The sequence below is a fragment of the Agrobacterium vacciniicorymbosi genome (assembly GCF_040427045.1).
Lineage (GTDB): Bacteria > Pseudomonadota > Alphaproteobacteria > Rhizobiales > Rhizobiaceae > Agrobacterium.
The window spans coordinates 60,292-78,137 of record NZ_JBETMF010000010.1; the positions used below are offsets into that span (position 1 = coordinate 60,292).

Sequence of the window (17,846 nt, forward strand, 5' to 3'; positions counted from 1 at the left end):
ATGTCGCAAAGCGCCCTGCTGTCTTGCCCGTGATACGTTGAAGCCCGCGTGTTTTCCCCTCGTGTGAACCGCGGCTACATTTAAGGACAAGATATGTTCAATCAACACTCCGTGGAAATCGAATGGGCAGGCCGCCCGCTCAAGCTTGAGACCGGCAAGGTTGCCCGTCAGGCAGACGGCGCCGTCATCGCCACCTATGGCGAAACCATGGTTCTGGCGACCGTCGTTTCTGCAAAGTCTCCAAAGCCCGGTCAGGACTTTTTCCCGCTGACCGTCAACTATCAGGAAAAGACCTACGCCGCCGGTAAGATCCCAGGTGGCTATTTCAAGCGCGAAGGTCGTCCTTCTGAAAACGAAACGCTGGTTTCGCGTCTGATCGACCGCCCGATCCGCCCGCTTTTCCCTGAAGGCTACAAGAACGACACGCAGGTCGTTGTTACCGTCATTCAGCACGATCTGGAAAACAACCCGGACGTTCTGTCGATGGTTGCTGCTTCCGCAGCGCTCACACTGTCTGGCGTTCCTTTCATGGGCCCGGTCGGTGGCGCACGCGTCGGCTACATCAACGGCGAATATGTCCTCAACCCGCATCTGGACGAGATGGACGAATCGGTTCTCGACCTCGTCGTTGCCGGTACGCAGGACGCCGTTTTGATGGTTGAGTCCGAAGCCAAGGAACTCAACGAAGAAATCATGCTCGGTGCCGTCATGTTCGGTCACCGCGGTTTCCAGCCGGTTATCGACGCGATCATCAAGCTCGCTGAAGTTGCCGCCAAGGAGCCACGCGAATTCGAACCGGAAGATTTCTCCGCTCTCGAAGCTGAAATGCTCGGCCTTGCCGAAGCTGAACTGCGAGATGCTTACAAGATCACTGAAAAGGCTGCCCGCTACAACGCGGTTGACGCCGTCAAGGCCAAGGTCAAAGCACACTTCCTGCCGGAAGACGGCGAAGCCAAGTACACGGCTGAAGAAATCGGCGCGACCTTCAAGCACCTTCAGGCAAAGATCGTTCGCTGGAACATTCTGGACACCAAGAGCCGCATCGACGGTCGCGACCTGTCCACTGTTCGTCCGATCATCTCTGAAGTCGGCCTTCTGCCACGCACCCACGGTTCGGCACTTTTCACACGCGGCGAAACCCAGGCCATCGTTGTTGCCACACTCGGCACCGGCGAAGACGAGCAGTATGTCGATAGCCTGACGGGCATGTACAAGGAACGCTTCCTTCTGCATTACAACTTCCCTCCCTACTCGGTTGGTGAAACAGGCCGCATGGGCTCCCCGGGCCGTCGCGAAATCGGTCACGGCAAGCTGGCATGGCGCGCAATCCGCCCGATGCTGCCAACACCTGAGCAGTTCCCTTACACGCTGCGCGTCGTCTCCGAAATCACCGAGTCCAACGGCTCGTCCTCCATGGCAACCGTCTGCGGCACATCGCTGGCACTGATGGATGCAGGCGTTCCGCTTGCCAAGCCCGTTGCCGGTATCGCCATGGGCCTTATCCTCGAAGGCGAACGCTTTGCGGTTCTGTCGGACATTCTGGGTGATGAAGATCACCTCGGCGACATGGACTTCAAGGTTGCCGGTACGGCAGACGGCATCACCTCGCTGCAGATGGACATCAAGATCGCCGGTATCACCGAAGAGATTATGAAGGTCGCGCTGGAGCAGGCTCAGGGCGGTCGCAAGCACATCCTCGGTGAAATGGCCAATGCCATCACCGAAAGCCGTGGCCAGCTCGGCGAATTCGCACCGCGCATCGAAGTCATGAACATTCCGGTCGACAAGATCCGTGAAGTCATCGGCTCCGGCGGCAAGGTCATCCGCGAAATCGTTGAAAAGACAGGCGCGAAGATCAACATCGAAGATGACGGCACCGTCAAGATCGCCTCGTCCTCGGGCAAGGAAATCGAAGCCGCTCGCAAGTGGATCCACTCCATCGTTGCAGAGCCGGAAGTCGGTCAGATCTACGAAGGCACCGTCGTCAAGACGGCTGATTTCGGCGCATTCGTCAACTTCTTCGGCGCCCGTGACGGCCTCGTTCACATCTCGCAGCTGGCGTCTGAGCGCGTTGCCAAGACCTCCGACGTCGTCAAGGAAGGCGACAAGGTTTGGGTCAAGCTGATGGGCTTTGATGAACGCGGCAAGGTTCGCCTGTCCATGAAGGTTGTCGACCAGACAACCGGCAAGGAAGTCGCTGCCGACAAGAAGAGCGAAGGCGAAGCTGCCGAATAAGGCGGGCTTGCGCTTAACCGTTTTGAGGCGCGGGATTTTTACCCGCGCCTTTTTTCTATTGTTAGAGCGTCTTCGCTTTCCAGAAAGCGCGAAAACGCTCCATTGTTCTAACGCATTGTCCGCACGCAAAACCGCTTCGTACGTTTGCTGGAAATGCTCTTAAGGATGCTCCGATGAGCCGTGACGCTGTCAAAACCCTGCTCCACCCCTTTGCCGCAGATATGCTGGCTGCGCCCAAAGCAGGCGAGCGTGTCTTGTTTCTGGGTGCGGAAGCAGGCGCGCCGCGTCTGGATGGTTTCGATGCCGAGATCACCGCAGTCCAGAACCTGCGCCCGCTCTACCGCGCGCTGCAGGCGCAGGGCGCACAGGTCACACCTGACATTTCCGGCGAGGATTATGATGCGGCCTTCATTCTGTGCGGCAAGCATCGCGGCGAAAACGAAAACCGTCTGGCTGAAGCCCTGACACGCGTCAAGGCTGGCGGTCTAATCGTTGCTGCCGGTTCCAAGGAAGACGGCATCGTCACGCTCCGCAAGACCTTGTCGAAGCTCGGCATCGAAGCCGAATCGACACCGAAATATCATGGCGTCGCCATCTGGTTCGGACGTCCCGAAGATGTCTCGACCACCGTTTCCAAGCTCAAGCAGGACGCCGTCACCATCGAGCGCCGCTTTACCGCCATGCCCGGCATGTTCTCGCATGATCGCATCGATGGCGGTTCCGAGCTTCTGGCATCGCGCCTGCCGACGGATTTCGATGGCAATGCTGCGGATTTCGGCGCTGGCTGGGGTTACCTCTCCATCATGCTCGCTGAGAAGTCTTCGCGCACCGCCCGTATCGACCTGTTCGAAGCAGACTGGAACGCGCTGGAATTTGCCAAGACCAATCTTCTGGAAAACTGCCCGCGTCTGACGACCCGCTTCTTCTGGCAGGATCTGGCCGCCGAGCCACCGAAGGAAAAATACGACCTCATCATCATGAACCCGCCTTTCCATGCGGGTGGACAGGCAGCCGAACCGGCGCTCGGTCAGGCACTGATCAAGACCGCAGCGACGGCGCTGCGCAGCGGCGGCAAGCTGCTGATGGTCGCCAATCGCGGCCTGCCTTACGAGACGATCCTCTCGACCGAGTTCCGCAAGAGCGAAGAAGTCTGCCGCAATTCGCGCTTCAAGGTCTTGAGCGCGCAGAAGTAGTCCGAAACGGACGCCGGCCTCGGCTGCTTGGAGCGTTTCCATTTAACAAGGAAACGCTCTAGCTCAGCAGCCAGGCCCAGAGCGATACGCTCAGCACGCCAAACAGGGTGGAAATGCTGATCGTGGAGGCCGCAATGCTGTGGCCAATGCCGAAGCGGTTGGCCAAGAGCCAGGAATTGATGCCTGTTGGCACGCAGGATGTCAGAACCAGTGCCGCGGTCCAAGCGGGGCTGAGGCCCAGTGCATGGGCCATCAACCACACGCAGGCTGGCATCAGGATCAGCTTGAAGGCCGTCATGGTCACGGCGATGCGCAGGTTGCCGCGGATGGGATATTTGGTGAGCGCCATGCCCAAAGAAATCAGCGCTGCCGGGCCTGCCATGCTGGCCACCTGTTCGATGACCGTTGTCATCACCACCGGCATCGGTAGCCCAATCATGTTGAAGCCAAGTCCCAGAACGAGCGCAATCACCAGCGGGTTCTGCGCCAGATTGCGGCCAACCTGTTTTAAGACAGCAAGCGCGCTGCGCTTTTCGCCGCCCGTCACCTTGTGGGTGGCGTTCTCCATCAGAATTGTCCCGGCAATCATCATGATCGGCAGGTGGACGACCAGCAGAATGGAGATCGCAACAATCCCGTCGCTGCCGACAGAGCGTCCCACCAAGGGCAGGCCGATAAAGATGTTGTTGGCAAAGGCGGATGAAATACCGGCGATGACGCTGACGCGCAGATCCTGTTTGAAGATATGGCGGGTCATCATCTGCCCAGCCGCCCAGGTAATGGCCACGCCGGTAAAATAGGTCAGCCACAGCTTGAACGGCGATGCGCCATGGAAATCCGCTGCGGCCAGCGTGCGGAAAATCAGCGTCGGCACGGCGATCTTGAAGACGAAGTCGCTCAGCACATCGCCGGCTTCCGCTTTGAAAAGCTTTGCTTTGACGGTCAGCCAGCCAATGAGGATGAGAAGGAAGATCGGCGCGACATTAACGGCGACAGCATACATTGCGGAGAGACTTTCGCGGGCCTGAGACGCTTTCGGTCTAACGCATCTATCTTGACCGAACAACGCCAACCGCGCCCACAAAAGAAAAAAGCGAGGTCGCCCCCGCTTTCATCCGCTTGCCCCACCAGTACATCCGTGATGACGCAATGGGCATTCTATACCAACGCTGCATGACAGACACATGACGCGATCTTTTTTTGTGGCATTGAGGTTCTGTTGCAACCAGCACGCGGTTTTAGCTTTTCTTGTCCGTAGAAATCTTTAAGACCGAGTTCCGGATAACGCATCCGTCGATGCGGTTCGGACAAGAGGCTCATGACAAAATTCGACGTATTGACCGTTGGCAATGCCATCGTGGACATCATCTCCCGTTGCGATGATCGCTTTCTCAACGATAACGCCATCACCAAGGGTGCGATGAACCTGATCGACGCGGAACGCGCCGAACTGCTTTATTCCCTCATGGGCCCAGCTCTCGAAGCCTCCGGCGGCAGTGCTGGCAACACGGCGGCGGGCATTGCCAATTTCGGTGGACGCGCGGCCTATTTCGGCAAGGTGGCCGAAGATCAGCTCGGCGAGATTTTCCAGCACGATATCCGCGCCCAGGGCGTGCACTTCGAAACCAAGCCGGAAGGCACCTTCCCGCCAACCGCACGCTCGATGATTTTCGTCACCGAAGATGGCGAGCGTTCGATGAACACCTATCTCGGTGCCTGCGTCGATCTAGGCCCTGAGGATGTCGAGCCAGCGGTGGTTGCCGAATCCAAGGTCACCTATTTCGAAGGTTATCTGTGGGACCCGCCACGCGCCAAGGATGCGATCCGCGATTGCGCCCGCATCGCGCATGAAAATGGTCGCGAAGTTTCGATGACACTCTCCGACAGCTTCTGCGTCGGTCGTTACCGTGACGAGTTTCTGGAGCTGATGCGCTCCGGCACCGTCGATATCGTCTTCGCCAACAAGCAGGAAGCGCTCTCGCTTTACGAAACCGATGACTTCGATCTGGCACTGACGAAGATCGCTGCCGATTGTAAGATCGCAGCTGTCACCATGAGCGAAGAAGGCGCCACCATCGTTCGCGGCGCGGAGCGTGTGAAGGTCGAAGCCTACCCGGTTTTCGACGTGGTGGACACGACGGGTGCTGGCGATCTCTTCGCCTCCGGCTTCCTTTATGGCTACACGCAGGGACGTTCGCTGGAAGACAGCGGCAAGCTCGGCTGCCTGGCCGCCGCTGCCGTCATCCAGCAGGTCGGCCCGCGTCCCATGTCATCGCTGAAGGCGCTGGCGGAAAAGCACGGTCTTGTTTGAAGGCTTGTCTTATTTAAAGGCTTCGCCGGGATAGGCACCCCAGATTTCCCCTTGAGAAACCCAGCCGGTCACCTGATCGGCCTGGGCCTTGCACCAGTCGCCATTACACTCACCGATCCTGATCTGAACACCCGGCTCCAGCTTGGCAACGACGGATGCGCCGGATTGCGCTTCGCGGCGCATGTTGACGTAGACGTCCTTGCCCTTGCCGCGCATCCATGGGGCCGCGACGGCGGTGCGCTCGCCAGACAGCAGCGCCTGGTTAACCCAGCCTTCGGTGCCATCGGCATCGCGAATGCGTCGCCAGTTCTCATATTCCTGAATGATTTCGACAGGCATGCCTGACTTCATATACATCCAGGACACGGCGTAATCCGTGCTTGGCCCGATGCGCATGTTGACGCGCCGCGATTTCAGGCTGACGAAGCGCGGTAGCGGCAGGCCGCTTGCGCCCTTGGCAGCGCCCTGCGCAAACGCAGGGGCGCTTGCGGCGTCGAGAAAACCCAGCGACAATGCAATGCAGACAATAGAAACAATGCTACGCATGCCGGTTTCCGTTTCCTTGCGGTTTAGCAATTGAGATGACGATCGGGCCCACCATTTCCGAAGTCGAGGACGGCAACATGCGAGATTTGTTTGTCTTCGCCCGTGGGTCTGGTAGAAACGCCCGTGGTGAAGGAAATTATCGCTCTTTTTGGTTAACGACCTCTGAACAAGGTGCCATCGGACAATGACGAATAAGAAGAGACCAACCGTCTATTTGACACGCAAATTGCCGGATCTGGTCGAAACCCGCATGCGAGAGCTGTTCGACGCGGAACTGAACATTGAGGATGCTCCCCGCTCCAAGGACGAGCTGATTGCGGCCATGCAAAAAGTCGACGTGCTGGTGCCCACCGTCACGGACCGTATCACCGCCGAGATGATCGAGCAGGCAGGCCCGCAACTGAAGCTGATTGCCGGTTTTTCCAACGGCATCGACCATATCGATGTGGATGCCGCCGCCCGCAAAGGCATCACCGTCACCAATACGCCCAATGTGCTGACCGAAGACAGCGCCGACATGACCATGGCCCTCGTTCTCGCCGTCCCACGCCGTCTGGTGGAGGGGACACGCGTTCTCGCCAATGGCTCGGATGAATGGCTGGGCTGGTCGCCCACATGGATGCTGGGGCGGCGTCTTTCCGGCAAGCGCATCGGCATCGTCGGCATGGGCCGCATCGGCACGGCGGTCGCACGCCGCGCCAAGGCCTTTGGCCTGTCGATCCATTATCACAACCGCAAGCGCGTCAATCCGGCCACGGAAGCAGAACTCGAGGCGACCTATTGGGACAGCCTCGACCAGATGCTGGCGCGGGTCGATATCGTCTCGGTCAATTGCCCCTCGACACCAGCCACCTATCACCTGATTTCCGCCCGTCACCTCGCGCTGATGCAGCCGACGAGCTACATCGTCAACACGGCTCGCGGCGATATCATCGATGAAGCGGCGCTGATCCGTTGCCTGATAGACGGCAAGATTGCCGGTGCGGGTCTGGATGTTTTCGAAAACGAACCGGTCGTCAATCCCAAGCTCATCAAGCTCGCCAAAGAGGGCAAGGTCGTTCTCCTGCCGCACATGAGCTCGGCCACCATCGAAGGCCGGATCGACATGGGTGACAAGGTCATCATCAACATCCGCGCCTTTTACGATGGCCACCGCCCGCCCAACAGGGTCTTGCCGGGCCGCAATTGAACCAGCTTAATCGAGGTGCTTGGTCATCTCGATTGATGTCGTGCGGCTATAGCCCGGATGGGAATTTTCAGCGGTCTTGGCAAAACCCCAGGATGAGAAGCGCTGGTGATTTCCCACAAGCTCGATGCGCGTTTCGAGCCGAAGCGCTGGCAGCCCAAGGCCATGGGCCGTCTCTTCGGCTATGCGCAGCAGTGCTGAACCGACACCCTTGCCCTGCGCCGAAGGCGAAACGGCCAGCTTGCCAACATAGAGGCTCGCCGCTTCCGGCTTGCAGAAAATACATCCCATCAACTCACGGCCATCCAGCGCGACAAAGGCGATTTCGTCTTTGGCTTTCTGCGCCAGAGTATCCAGTGTCAGCCTGTGCGCGGAAGACGGCGGGTCGATGACACCATCCATATAGGCGAATGACGACAGGATCAGCGCCAGCAGTTCCTCGAACTGCTCGAAGCGTGCATCTAGCCTGACGATCTCGATCATGATCGCTCCCGTCTGCGCTTGTAGCGAACCGTATCGAAACGCGCCGCCAGCGCATCATATAACAACAGCCGCCCGATCAGCGGCTCGCCTGTCTGGGTGATCAGCTTGATCGCCTCCATCGCCATGATCGTGCCGATGACGCCGGTCAGCGCTCCGACAATGCCGGTTTCGGCGCAGGATGGAACGACGCCCTCCGGCGGTGGTGCGGGAAAAAGATCGCGGTAGCCCGGCAGCAAGGTGCCATCCGGCCCGGTCTCATAGGGTTTCAGCACGGTGACGGAACCATCGAACCGGCCCACAGCGCCCGTCACCAGCGGCACCTTTGCCGTTTCCGCCGCATCGGCTGCCGCATAACGCGTGTCGAAATTGTCGGAGCCATCGATGACCAGATCGAAACCCTTGAGGTAGTCCTGTGCCCAGACCATGGAGAAACGTTCTTCGAAATGCAGCGTCCGCACATGCGGGTTTAGCCGCGCAATGGAGCGGCGTGCGCTCTCGGTTTTCTGCTCGCCGATGGTGCCGGTATCGTGAATGACCTGTCGCTGGAGGTTGGACAGCGAAACCACATCGTCATCGATCATGCCGAGCGTGCCAACGCCCGCCGCCGCCAGATAATAGAGCACCGGCGCACCCAGACCACCCGCGCCGATGACCAGCACCTTGGCCGCCTTCAGGCGCTGCTGGCCCAAACCGCCGATTTCCGGCAGCAGAATATGGCGTTTGTAACGTTCGATTTCCTCTGGCGTCAGGGGGTCCAAAGTGGCGTCTCCAGTCATGATCAACTGGATTTAAGCACTATCACCCGACGCTTCCATGGGAAACATTGAAAAACTGCGCCCGGTCACCCAGACCTGCAAACATGGAGGCATCCGTGCCGGTCATGAAGCTCTGGCCGCCCAGCGCGTGGATGAGATCGAACAAAGCGGCGCGTCTGCCCTCATCCAGATGGGCGGCGATTTCGTCCAGCAGCAGAACCGGCGCATAGCCCGTCATATTGGCGGTCAGCTGCGCATGGGCCAGAACCAGCCCGACAAGCAGCGCTTTCTGCTCACCGGTCGAACAGCGGCCCGCATCCATGTCTTTTTCAGCATGGCGCACGAAGAGGTCGGCGCGGTGTGGGCCATCCAGTGTGCGCCCGGCGGCAGCATCGCGGTAGCGATTGTCCTTGAGTGTCGCGAGATATTCGTCTTCCAGATCGACCGCCGGACGGTGAAACTCACCATCCATAAAACCCGAAAGCGTCAGAGACGCCGTCGGAAAATTCGCATCATTGCTGCGGCTGTCGATCAGCGCTTTCAGGAGCCCCAGCATTTCATGACGCGCAACCGCCATTGAAATCCCCAGTTCCGCCATCTGTTTTTCGATGCCCTCCAGCCAGACGGGATCGAAGCGGCCATCCGACAGGAGACGATTGCGCCCGCGCATCGCCTTTTCGAAATCACTCGCCCTTCGCCCGTGGCTGGGGTCCAGCGACAGAACCAGCCGGTCGAGAAAACGGCGGCGGTCGGATGAGGAGCCGGTGAACAGGCCATCCATGGCCGGTGTTAGCCACAACACGCGAAGATGGTCGGTCAGTTCATCGACGGATTTGACCGATGTCCCGTTCAGCCGCAGGCGGCGTGACAGCGCCTCGCCTTCACCCTCGACACCGGTGCCAATGGCAACCTCGCCATCCATGCCGTTGACCTCGGCAAAAATGGAGAAGCCCACGCCCTCCGCGCCAACGCGTGTCACATCGGAAAGGGTGGCCCGACGCAGCCCGCGCCCCGGCGACAGAAAGGAGATGGCTTCCAGCAGATTGGTCTTGCCCGATCCATTGTCGCCCGTCAGCACCACATGGCGTGCATCAAGACGCAGGGCAACCTCCGCATAATTGCGAAACTCGCTCAGTTTCAGCCGGGAAAGAAAAACCTTGGCAGTCATGCTGCATCCAGAATCGTCATGGGATCATGACCTACAACATGCGACCGAAAATCGGAATGGATTTTGAGAAAAAGCGGGCGTTGAACAGCGGTTTGAAGCCGCTAGTCCCAGATATCGATGCTGACATCCGCACCCACGGAGTTTTCGACCACGCGTTTGCCGTTCGGCAGATCGTTCTCGTAAAGCTTGGCATGGATGCCGGCCTCGTCCAGCCCGTATCCAACCCAGCGATCCCGCAGCCGCTGCTCCAGAACCTCAACCGATGGGCCGACGAAAATCGAAAAGTCAAAGCTGCTTTTCAGCCGCGACCATGGCTCTTCATTGAGCAGAAGATAGTTGCCTTCCGCCAGAATGAAACGCGTATCCGGCGAAATCGCACGCGCCGAGGCAATGGCAATCTCCCTGGAACGGTCGAACACCGGCACCAGCACTTCCTGATCCGCCTTGCGGACGGCGGCGACAATGTCGGAGAAACCGCGCACATCGAAAGTCTCAGGCGCACCCTTGCGGGCCAGCAAGCCGCGATGTTGCAGAATGCCGTTGTCCATGTGAAAGCCATCCATGGGCAGGACTTCGGCTTTTTCACCGCGTCTGGTCAGCTCGTCCCGTAGCGCATCGGCCAGAGTAGACTTGCCGGCCCCAGGGGGACCGGCAATGGCAACAATGAAGCGGGGATTGTCTGACGCACGCGCGACGATGTCGTCAGCCATCGCATCCAGTGTCATGGTCATGCGGCAAGCGTCTCTCTGGGCGGCTCCTTGGCGCCTGTCATGAAGGCCACCGCATCCGACATCGTATATTCCTTCGGATTGATCACGCAGAGACGCTTCCCAAGCCGGTGGATATGGATACGGTCCGCCACTTCGAACACATGCGGCATGTTGTGCGAAATCAGCACGATGGGCAAACCGCGAGAGCGGACATCGAGAATAAGCTCCAGCACACGCCGACTTTCCTTCACGCCCAGTGCTGCCGTCGGCTCGTCCAGAATGACGACCTTGGAGCCGAAAGCCGCTGCACGTGCCACGGCCACGCCCTGACGCTGACCACCAGACAGCGTTTCCACCGACTGGTTGATGTTCTGAATGGTCATCAGGCCCAGTTCGGACAGCTTGTTGCGGGCAAACTTGTCCATGGCGGCGTGGTCGAGCTTGCGCAGAACAGAGCCCATGAAGCCCGGTTTCCGCAGCTCGCGCCCCAGAAACATGTTGTCGGTAATCGACAGGGCAGGGGACAGCGCAAGGTTCTGGTAGACGGTTTCGATGCCAGCATCGCGGGCTTCGAGCGGGGTCTTGAACTGCACCGGCTTGCCATCCAGCCTGATCTCGCCTTCGTCAGGGCGGATCGCGCCTGAGAGAGCCTTGATCAGGGAGGACTTGCCAGCACCATTATCGCCGATGACGGCAAGGATTTCGCCCGGGTAGAGATCGAAATCCGCATGGTCGAGGGCTGTCACGCGGCCATAGCGCTTGACGAGGCCATGGGCGGAAAGAATGGGTTGCTTGGTCATATCAACAGTCATCACACGCCTGCCTTTCTGATCCATTGGTCAATTGCAACGGCAGCGATGATGAGCCAGCCGGTCAGCATGACCTTCCATTGCGGGTCGGCACCCAGCATGTTGAGGCCCATGGAAACAACACCCACGAGCATGGCACCGAACAGCGTTCCCAGAATGGAGCCACGTCCGCCAAACAGCGAGATGCCACCGATAACAGTCGCCGTAATGGCCTGAAGGTTATAGTCGGTCACCGCAGCAGAGGGCGAGATGGAGCCGTTTCGGCCAATCGCAACCCAGGCTGCGAAGGCAGCGATGACACCTGCAACGGTATAGACGCTCAACAGAACCTTGCGGGTCTGAATACCGGAAAGCTTTGCCGCTTCCGGATCGTCACCCACGGCATAGACGTGGCGACCCCAGGCCGTGTGGTTGAGAATGTACCAGAGCAGGGCAACCAGCAGCACCATGGCGATGACGCCGAGCGTGAAGATGGCGGTACCGATGCGGAAATTGGTGGCGAAAATCTGGAGAAGCGGTGCGTTTTGCGAAACATCGGCATCGCGGATCGTCTGGTTCGCCGAATAGATGAAATTCGTCGCCATGACGATATTCCACGATCCGAGCGTTACGATGAAGGGCGGCAATTTGACGACGGCTACCAGAAAGCCGTTGAACAGACCGCACAGCCCGCCAACCACGAAACCGGCCAGAACCGCAATTCCGCTCGGCAGTCCGTAGGTCACGGCTACATTGCCCATCACCACGGATGAAATGACCATGACCACGCCAATCGAAAGATCGATACCGGCGGTGAGGATGATCAGCGTCTGCGCAGAGCCCAGAATACCGACTACGGCGATCTGCTGCAGGATCAGCGTCAGCGTATAGGATGAAAAGAAACGCCCGCCGATGGTCAGACCGAAAATACAGACTGACAGGATCAGCACGATCAGCGGCACCGCCGCCGGGGTCGAGTGCAGGAAATGCTGCGCGCGTTTCAGGGGTGAAATTTTCTGGTGTTCGAACGACGCGACATTCTTGTCGCTGCCGTCAAGCACCTGCTCGAATTCCTGTATACCGCTCATGGTTTCTCCTCCCGCTCGCCAGCCCAAGTCATCCAAGGCGCCCGATCTTTAGCCGGATAATCTGACAGCGAAATCTTCTGGGCGAAACCGGCCGGAACGATGTTCCGACCGGTATGGGTTTATCGAAGGGTAGGGATCAGCCCCAGCACTTGGCCAGGCCTTCCTTGACGCTGATCGAAGGTACGCCGGAAACCGGCTTGTCGGTGACGAGCGATACGCCTGTGTCGAAGAAGGACTTGCCTGCAGTCGGCTTTGGCTTTTCGCCGGTGTCAGCGAACTTCTTGATCGCTTCTACGCCGAGGGCCGCCATCATCAGCGGGTATTGCTGCGATGTAGCGCCGATCACGCCTTCCTGAACCGACTTCACGCCTGGGCAACCGCCGTCAACAGATACGATCAGCACGTTCTTTTCCATGCCGACGGCCTTCAGCGCCTGATAGGCACCAACGGCAGCAGGTTCGTTAATCGTGTGGATGACATTGATGCCTGGATCCTTCTGGAGAAGGTTTTCCATGGCCTTGCGGCCGCCTTCTTCATTGCCGTTGGTCACGTCATGGCCAACGATACGCGGATCGACTTCATCGCCAATCTTGGTCGGGTCCTTGGGGTCGATACCGAAGCCGATCATGAAGCCCTGGTCGCGCAGAACGTCGACGCTCGGCTGGTCAGGCGTCAGATCGAGGAAGCCGACCTTGGCATCCTTGACCTTGTCGCCCATCGTGCCCTTGGCCCATTCGCCGATCAGCTTACCAGCCAGAAGGTTGTCGGTCGCAAAAGTCGCATCGGCGGAGTCGACCGGGTCGAGCGGTGTATCGAGAGCGATCACGAGAACGCCTGCGTCACGCGCCTTCTTGATGGTTGGAACGATGCCCTTGGTGTCCGATGCAGTGATCAGAATGCCCTTTGCACCATCGGCGATGCAGGATTCAATTGCGGCAACCTGGCTTTCGGAATCGCCGTCGATCTTACCGGCATAGGACTTCAGCGTCACGCCGACTTCCTTGGCCTTGGCGGTCGCGCCTTCCTTCATCTTGACGAAGAAGGGGTTGGTATCTGTCTTGGTGATGAGGCAAACCGACGTATCGGCGGCAGATGCCACGGATGCAAAAGAAACGCCAAGCGCAAGCGCGCCGAGAAAGGCGGAAACGGTGCTTTTCATGTAGTCCTCCCAGTGATGAGACAAGTGCTTCTTGTGAAGCGACTGTTGCGGCCCTTCTCCTCCAAGATCGGGTGCCACTGCCGCAGATGGAAACACCAAATGAAGAAAGTGTCAATAAATAAATCCAATTGAATTATTAATTCCTTGTGGCATCTTATGAATTCCGTAATCGCTGGGAAATGTGGTGGGAGGACACCGCTTTTCCCGGACTTCGTGCTTGCGGAGCATAGGTCCAGACGGCATAGACGTCGCTGGCCGGGGAGGAAATGCGAATGACACGCTCAGCGGAGCCGATACAGCACGCGGCAGCAAATGCGCCGGATTTGAGTGGCGGCGCCAACCAGGTTCGCGTTCGCGCCTATAACGAGCGCCTCGTTTTGTCGCTGGTGCGACGCCACAGCGGCCTTTCAAAAGCAGAAATCGCCCGCAGAAGCGGCCTTTCGGCCCAAACCGTGTCGGTCATCATGCGCTCGCTGGAAAACGACGGGCTTCTCATCCGTGGTGAGCCCCTGCGCGGAAAGGTCGGCCAGCCCTCTACACCCATGCGGCTCAATCCCGATGCCGTCTTTTCCTTCGGTGTGAAAATTGGGCGCCGCAGCGTCGATCTGGTGCTGATGGATTTCGTCGGGCGCATCCGGCTCAAACTCCGCAACACCTACCCCTATCCCATGCCCGAATGGATATTGCCCTTCGTCATCGATGGCATTGCGGAGCTGGAAGCGCGACTGACGCCGAGTGAACGGCAAAGGATCGCCGGCATCGGCGTCGCCGCTCCCTTCGAACTCTGGAGCTGGGCACAGGAAGTTGGCGCGCCGCAAAAGGAAATGGACCGCTGGCGCGGTGTCGATTTGCGGGCGGAGATTGCCGGGCAGGTAAATTATCCGGTCTTCCTCCAGAACGATGCGACCAGTGCCTGCGGTGCCGAACTGGTCTTCGGTGTCGGCCAGAACTCTCCGGATTTCCTCTATGTTTTCATCGGCTCCTTCATCGGCGGCGGCGTGGTGTTGAACTCCGCCCTGTTTTCGGGCCGCACCGGCGCTGCCGGTGCCATCGGCCCGCTACCGGTTCAGGGCCGGGATGGATCGACTGTGCAATTGCTCAAGATCGCTTCCATTTTTGTGCTCGAAGACATGCTGCGCGAAAGCAATATCGATCCAAAACCGTTGTGGTTCTCACCGGATGACTGGGTGGATTTCGGAGAGCCGCTGGAACGCTGGATACAAAACACCGCCGCCGCACTGGCACAAGCCGTCGTCGCCGCCGCATCCATCATCGACTTCGCCTCCGTCATCATCGACGGCGGTTTCCCTAGCTGGGTCCGCGCCCGCATCACCGCCGCCACCCGCAAGGCGCTCGACCTGCACGACCTCCAAGGCGTCGTCGTCCCAGAAATCCTCGAAGGCGCCGTCGGCAGCCAGGCCCGCGCCATCGGCGGCGCAAGCCTTCCACTGTTTTCGAGATATCTGCTGGATCAGAACGTGCTGTTCAAGGAAACGGCGGGATTTGCGGAACAGGGTAATGCGCGTGTTTCGCAGTGAGCGCTTCACGGCTCCCAAACGCGTAGATTGGAAACCTGTTATTTTTTGCCGCGTGGAGCTTTCGGCAGCGCTTTCGCAACTCTTGCCAATTCATTGATCATGCCTTTGGCCAGTTGTTGCCGTTCTAGTTTTCGCTGCTGATCAAACTGGTCGTACTGGGCCTCCGCATGACGTTTTGCTTGTGCCGAACTGACACTCCCGCCATCCTGTAGCACGCGACGGCCAAGGCCTTTCAGTTGCTGTTCCAACAGTCGTTCAGCATCCTGCATGACGACCAGACGGCCGATATCCAGCTGATCTTCAAAAATATCCAGAAGGATTGTTGTCAGCCTGTTGAGTTCTTTCACCTCGGCTTCTGCAAGGTAGTTTTTGGAAACCGTCGTATCCGTTTTTCGAATATTGTCATTGGGCCACGTTTGCAGACCCATGTTTTCCGTGTCGTGATTTGCGCGGGACACAACAATTTCCGCGGGCGTTTGAGACACTACGGCAAAGATAAGCTTGGCCTGCGTGTGCTGATAAAATTCGCGAGCGGTGTCAGTCGAGCCGTCGTAGTCCTGGCACATGGCGCAAATTTTGCGAAGTTCAGCATAAATATTCGCCTCATCAGAACGAATGTCTCTGATGATTTCCTTGAGTTCGGCAATTCTTGAAGCGTTTTCAGGCTGCTTCAGACGAGGCGCATCAATAACGAAACCCTTCTTTGCGAACTGCACAAGAATGGTCGTCGCCCATCGTCTGAACAAAGTCGCTTGGGTTGATGATACGCGGTAGCCTACGGATATCACCACGTCGAGATTATAAAGGATCGCGGGTCTACCATGAGTTGTTTGCACTTTTTGCAAAGAAGTCGCTTCAGATAATTCGCCTTCTTCAAATATGTTGGTGATATGCCGGGAAATGCTGGAGACGTCGCGTCCGAACAACTCGCCTATTTGCGCTTGCGTCATCCAAAGGGTGTCCCCTTCGTATTTGATGTCCAGCCGCAGACCTTTATCGGTGCCGTAAACGAGAAACTTGTCTCCCGTCTGCGCATCCTCAAAGAGGTGGATAGGTCCATCGATGTCGTCGCTCATATAACTCCCCGTTTCAGCATATGTACCACAGCGACAGTCTCAACCTCACGACCGGTCCTTCGCCGGTTTCGCTTTAGTGAGCTCTGTTGGTCTCGACAGAGCTGCACCTGCTGAAAACAGCTTAAAGCAATTCCCGAGATCAAAACAAGAACAAGCGCGCCCGACGACGAAAAAGCTTGGACAAACGAGAGGTGGGTATGTGGAAAAATCAACAATTTGTTGAAGAGGATGGCGGACAGGGTGGGATTCGAACCCACGGTACGCTTTCACGCACACACGCGTTCCAGGCGTGCGCCTTAAACCACTCGGCCACCTGTCCGTCTAAACGTCTGCATGTTTGGGAAAACTGCAAATCACTGGAACGGCGCGATATATACCGATGAATTCGCGGGGATCAACCCGGAATCTGACAGTTTTTTTATTTGTGCAATAAATCCTTCGCATTGGTGCGATTGCAAAGCATGCTCGGCCTCTTTATCCAGAGGGTAGGATGCGCGGGTCAGATGCGCGTTTGTGGGGCAGATATCTGCATGGAAATCGGGAGAGTGTGTTCGTGAAAGCGGTTTTCCGGTTCATCAGTTTTGTTTTTCTGGCAGCAGCCGTCGGCGTCGGCGTACTGGATTCGATCCGTTCGGTTTCCACCTCCTCGGTCGATCTCCTGAGCGCGCAAGATGCCTGGGTGAAGTTTTTTCCTGCCTCGCTTGCCATGGCAGAAGGGCTTGTGGCGCACTATATTCACCCCGAAGCGTGGCGTTGGGTCGCAAACGGCCTGTCTGCGGTTCCTGCCTTTGCAATTCTTCTTGGCCTTTCCCTCCTGTTCTGGATGGCTGGCTATAAGAAGCGGAAGGTCATGGGCCGCTTTTCCGCCTGAGACGATCTCGTCACGCACATGATGCAGAAACCAGATGGCGACCCTTGAGGGGCGCAAGGAGAATGCAATGTTCGGATTTGATACCCAGTCCAAGAAAACCACCATGCCGACCCCGGAAACCGCCTATCCCGGTCGAGAAGAAGCCGTCGCCGTGCCGGAGCATCATTTCGTCAATGGCAATCCGCTGAAAGAGCCTTATCCGGATAATCTGGAAACGGTCTATCTCGGCATGGGCTGCTTTTGGGGTGCGGAGCGCCTGTTCTGGAAGACGCCCGGCGTCTGGGTAACGGCAGTCGGTTATTCCGGCGGCATCACCCGCAACCCGTCATATCAGGAAACCACCACGGGGCTGACCGGCCATGCCGAGGTGGTGAAGGTGGTCTATGACCCCGCCAAGGTTTCTCTCGCGGCTCTGCTCAAGACATTCTTCGAAGAACATGATCCGACGCAGGGCATGCGTCAGGGCAATGATGTCGGCACGACCTATCGCTCCGTCATCTACACCACCAGTGATGCGCAACTGGCGCAAGCCAAGGCCGCCCGCGATACGTTCCAAGAGGCTTTGAAGGCTGCCGGACACCGCCCTGAGATCACCACGGAAATCGAGCCACTGGACATCTTCTATTATGCTGAAGACTATCATCAGCAGTATCTGGCGAAGAATCCCGGTGGTTATTGCGGCCTGCGCGGTACGGGCGTCAGCTGCAATATTGGATAAAATTTGCGAGCCGCCCGCTCG

17 protein-coding genes and 1 tRNA gene are annotated in these 17,846 nt (G+C 58.1%); 7 read left to right on the forward strand and 11 right to left on the reverse strand.

The window, feature by feature from the left end:
• Positions 1-93: 93 nt before the first annotated feature.
• A complete protein-coding gene (gene pnp / locus ABUK73_RS16200; RefSeq protein WP_353578181.1) occupies positions 94-2,235 on the forward strand; it encodes a polyribonucleotide nucleotidyltransferase in 2,142 nt (713 codons plus the stop codon).
• Positions 2,236-2,408: 173 nt separating this feature from the next.
• Complete coding sequence (locus tag ABUK73_RS16205; RefSeq protein ID WP_353578182.1) at positions 2,409-3,428, forward strand: class I SAM-dependent methyltransferase; 1,020 nt, start codon at positions 2,409-2,411, stop codon at positions 3,426-3,428.
• Positions 3,429-3,486: 58 nt separating this feature from the next.
• Here the strand turns inward: ABUK73_RS16205 and ABUK73_RS16210 are convergent, their stop codons facing one another.
• Positions 3,487-4,431: an AEC family transporter gene (locus tag ABUK73_RS16210; RefSeq protein ID WP_113087279.1), complete on the reverse strand. Its 945-nt coding sequence runs from the start codon at positions 4,429-4,431 to the stop codon at positions 3,487-3,489.
• Positions 4,432-4,746: 315 nt separating this feature from the next.
• Between ABUK73_RS16210 and ABUK73_RS16215 the strand changes: the two genes are divergently transcribed.
• A complete protein-coding gene (locus tag ABUK73_RS16215) occupies positions 4,747-5,739 on the forward strand; it encodes an adenosine kinase (RefSeq protein ID WP_113087278.1) in 993 nt (330 codons plus the stop codon).
• Positions 5,740-5,748: 9 nt separating this feature from the next.
• On the opposite strand, the gene ABUK73_RS16220 is transcribed toward ABUK73_RS16215, so the two are convergent.
• Positions 5,749-6,285: an SH3 domain-containing protein gene (locus ABUK73_RS16220; protein ID WP_113087330.1), complete on the reverse strand. Its 537-nt coding sequence runs from the start codon at positions 6,283-6,285 to the stop codon at positions 5,749-5,751.
• A gap of 184 nt (positions 6,286-6,469) precedes the next feature.
• Between ABUK73_RS16220 and ABUK73_RS16225 the strand changes: the two genes are divergently transcribed.
• A complete protein-coding gene (locus ABUK73_RS16225; RefSeq protein ID WP_353578183.1) occupies positions 6,470-7,474 on the forward strand; it encodes a 2-hydroxyacid dehydrogenase in 1,005 nt (334 codons plus the stop codon).
• A gap of 6 nt (positions 7,475-7,480) precedes the next feature.
• Here the strand turns inward: ABUK73_RS16225 and ABUK73_RS16230 are convergent, their stop codons facing one another.
• The 7 genes from ABUK73_RS16230 to ABUK73_RS16260 all read right to left on the reverse strand — a co-directional run bounded on the left by ABUK73_RS16230 (position 7,481) and on the right by ABUK73_RS16260 (position 13,622).
• Positions 7,481-7,954 carry a GNAT family N-acetyltransferase gene (locus ABUK73_RS16230; protein WP_353578184.1) on the reverse strand — a complete coding sequence of 158 codons (474 nt, stop codon included), beginning with the start codon at positions 7,952-7,954 and terminating at the stop codon, positions 7,481-7,483.
• Positions 7,951-8,712 carry a molybdopterin-synthase adenylyltransferase MoeB gene (locus ABUK73_RS16235; protein ID WP_353578185.1) on the reverse strand — a complete coding sequence of 254 codons (762 nt, stop codon included), beginning with the start codon at positions 8,710-8,712 and terminating at the stop codon, positions 7,951-7,953. Before ABUK73_RS16235 ends, ABUK73_RS16230 begins: the two co-directional genes overlap by 4 nt.
• A gap of 40 nt (positions 8,713-8,752) precedes the next feature.
• Positions 8,753-9,877 carry a DNA replication/repair protein RecF gene (gene recF / locus ABUK73_RS16240; protein ID WP_353578186.1) on the reverse strand — a complete coding sequence of 375 codons (1,125 nt, stop codon included), beginning with the start codon at positions 9,875-9,877 and terminating at the stop codon, positions 8,753-8,755.
• A 101-nt stretch (positions 9,878-9,978) separates the two neighbouring features.
• Positions 9,979-10,608 (reverse strand): nucleoside triphosphate hydrolase, encoded by a 630-nt coding sequence (locus tag ABUK73_RS16245; RefSeq protein WP_353578187.1) that lies wholly within the window; start codon positions 10,606-10,608, stop codon positions 9,979-9,981.
• Positions 10,605-11,387, reverse strand: a complete 783-nt coding sequence (locus ABUK73_RS16250) for an ATP-binding cassette domain-containing protein (RefSeq protein WP_062451711.1) — start codon at positions 11,385-11,387, stop codon at positions 10,605-10,607. The genes ABUK73_RS16245 and ABUK73_RS16250 overlap by 4 nt, the downstream gene beginning before the upstream one ends.
• Positions 11,388-11,398: 11 nt before the next feature.
• Positions 11,399-12,463 (reverse strand): ABC transporter permease, encoded by a 1,065-nt coding sequence (locus tag ABUK73_RS16255; protein WP_353578188.1) that lies wholly within the window; start codon positions 12,461-12,463, stop codon positions 11,399-11,401.
• 136 nt (positions 12,464-12,599) lie between these two features.
• Positions 12,600-13,622: a sugar ABC transporter substrate-binding protein gene (locus ABUK73_RS16260; RefSeq protein WP_113087271.1), complete on the reverse strand. Its 1,023-nt coding sequence runs from the start codon at positions 13,620-13,622 to the stop codon at positions 12,600-12,602.
• A gap of 272 nt (positions 13,623-13,894) precedes the next feature.
• On the opposite strand from ABUK73_RS16260, the gene ABUK73_RS16265 reads away from it, so the two are divergent.
• Entirely contained in the window at positions 13,895-15,160 is a 1,266-nt protein-coding gene (locus ABUK73_RS16265; RefSeq protein WP_353578189.1) for an ROK family transcriptional regulator, read from the forward strand.
• A gap of 38 nt (positions 15,161-15,198) precedes the next feature.
• Here the strand turns inward: ABUK73_RS16265 and rhuM are convergent, their stop codons facing one another.
• Both rhuM and ABUK73_RS16275 read right to left on the reverse strand, forming a co-directional pair.
• A complete protein-coding gene (rhuM, locus tag ABUK73_RS16270; RefSeq protein WP_353578190.1) occupies positions 15,199-16,236 on the reverse strand; it encodes a RhuM family protein in 1,038 nt (345 codons plus the stop codon).
• Between the two features lie 229 nt (positions 16,237-16,465).
• Positions 16,466-16,555: transfer RNA gene (locus ABUK73_RS16275), tRNA-Ser, on the reverse strand.
• Between the two features lie 234 nt (positions 16,556-16,789).
• Between ABUK73_RS16275 and ABUK73_RS16280 the strand changes: the two genes are divergently transcribed.
• Both ABUK73_RS16280 and msrA read left to right on the forward strand, forming a co-directional pair.
• Positions 16,790-17,107: a hypothetical protein gene (locus ABUK73_RS16280; protein ID WP_353578191.1), complete on the forward strand. Its 318-nt coding sequence runs from the start codon at positions 16,790-16,792 to the stop codon at positions 17,105-17,107.
• 67 nt (positions 17,108-17,174) lie between these two features.
• A complete protein-coding gene (gene msrA / locus ABUK73_RS16285; protein WP_353578192.1) occupies positions 17,175-17,825 on the forward strand; it encodes a peptide-methionine (S)-S-oxide reductase MsrA in 651 nt (216 codons plus the stop codon).
• The last annotated feature ends 21 nt before the right edge of the window (positions 17,826-17,846 follow it).

Excerpts from the sequence above, each read along its gene's own strand:
- ABUK73_RS16210 (WP_113087279.1), bottom strand. The coding sequence starts at position 4,431 with ATGTATGCTGTCGCCGTTAATGTCGCGCCGATCTTCCTTCTCATCCTC.
- ABUK73_RS16205 (WP_353578182.1), top strand. The coding sequence starts at position 2,409 with ATGAGCCGTGACGCTGTCAAAACCCTGCTCCACCCCTTTGCCGCAGAT.
- recF (WP_353578186.1), bottom strand. The coding sequence starts at position 9,877 with ATGACTGCCAAGGTTTTTCTTTCCCGGCTGAAACTGAGCGAGTTTCGC.
- ABUK73_RS16220 (WP_113087330.1), bottom strand. The coding sequence starts at position 6,285 with ATGCGTAGCATTGTTTCTATTGTCTGCATTGCATTGTCGCTGGGTTTT.
- msrA (WP_353578192.1), top strand. The coding sequence starts at position 17,175 with ATGTTCGGATTTGATACCCAGTCCAAGAAAACCACCATGCCGACCCCG.
- ABUK73_RS16255 (WP_353578188.1), bottom strand. The coding sequence starts at position 12,463 with ATGAGCGGTATACAGGAATTCGAGCAGGTGCTTGACGGCAGCGACAAG.
- ABUK73_RS16250 (WP_062451711.1), bottom strand. The coding sequence starts at position 11,387 with ATGACCAAGCAACCCATTCTTTCCGCCCATGGCCTCGTCAAGCGCTAT.
- ABUK73_RS16215 (WP_113087278.1), top strand. The coding sequence starts at position 4,747 with ATGACAAAATTCGACGTATTGACCGTTGGCAATGCCATCGTGGACATC.
- ABUK73_RS16245 (WP_353578187.1), bottom strand. The coding sequence starts at position 10,608 with ATGACCATGACACTGGATGCGATGGCTGACGACATCGTCGCGCGTGCG.
- ABUK73_RS16230 (WP_353578184.1), bottom strand. The coding sequence starts at position 7,954 with ATGATCGAGATCGTCAGGCTAGATGCACGCTTCGAGCAGTTCGAGGAA.
- rhuM (WP_353578190.1), bottom strand. The coding sequence starts at position 16,236 with ATGAGCGACGACATCGATGGACCTATCCACCTCTTTGAGGATGCGCAG.
- ABUK73_RS16225 (WP_353578183.1), top strand. The coding sequence starts at position 6,470 with ATGACGAATAAGAAGAGACCAACCGTCTATTTGACACGCAAATTGCCG.
- pnp (WP_353578181.1), top strand. The coding sequence starts at position 94 with ATGTTCAATCAACACTCCGTGGAAATCGAATGGGCAGGCCGCCCGCTC.
- ABUK73_RS16260 (WP_113087271.1), bottom strand. The coding sequence starts at position 13,622 with ATGAAAAGCACCGTTTCCGCCTTTCTCGGCGCGCTTGCGCTTGGCGTT.
- ABUK73_RS16265 (WP_353578189.1), top strand. The coding sequence starts at position 13,895 with ATGACACGCTCAGCGGAGCCGATACAGCACGCGGCAGCAAATGCGCCG.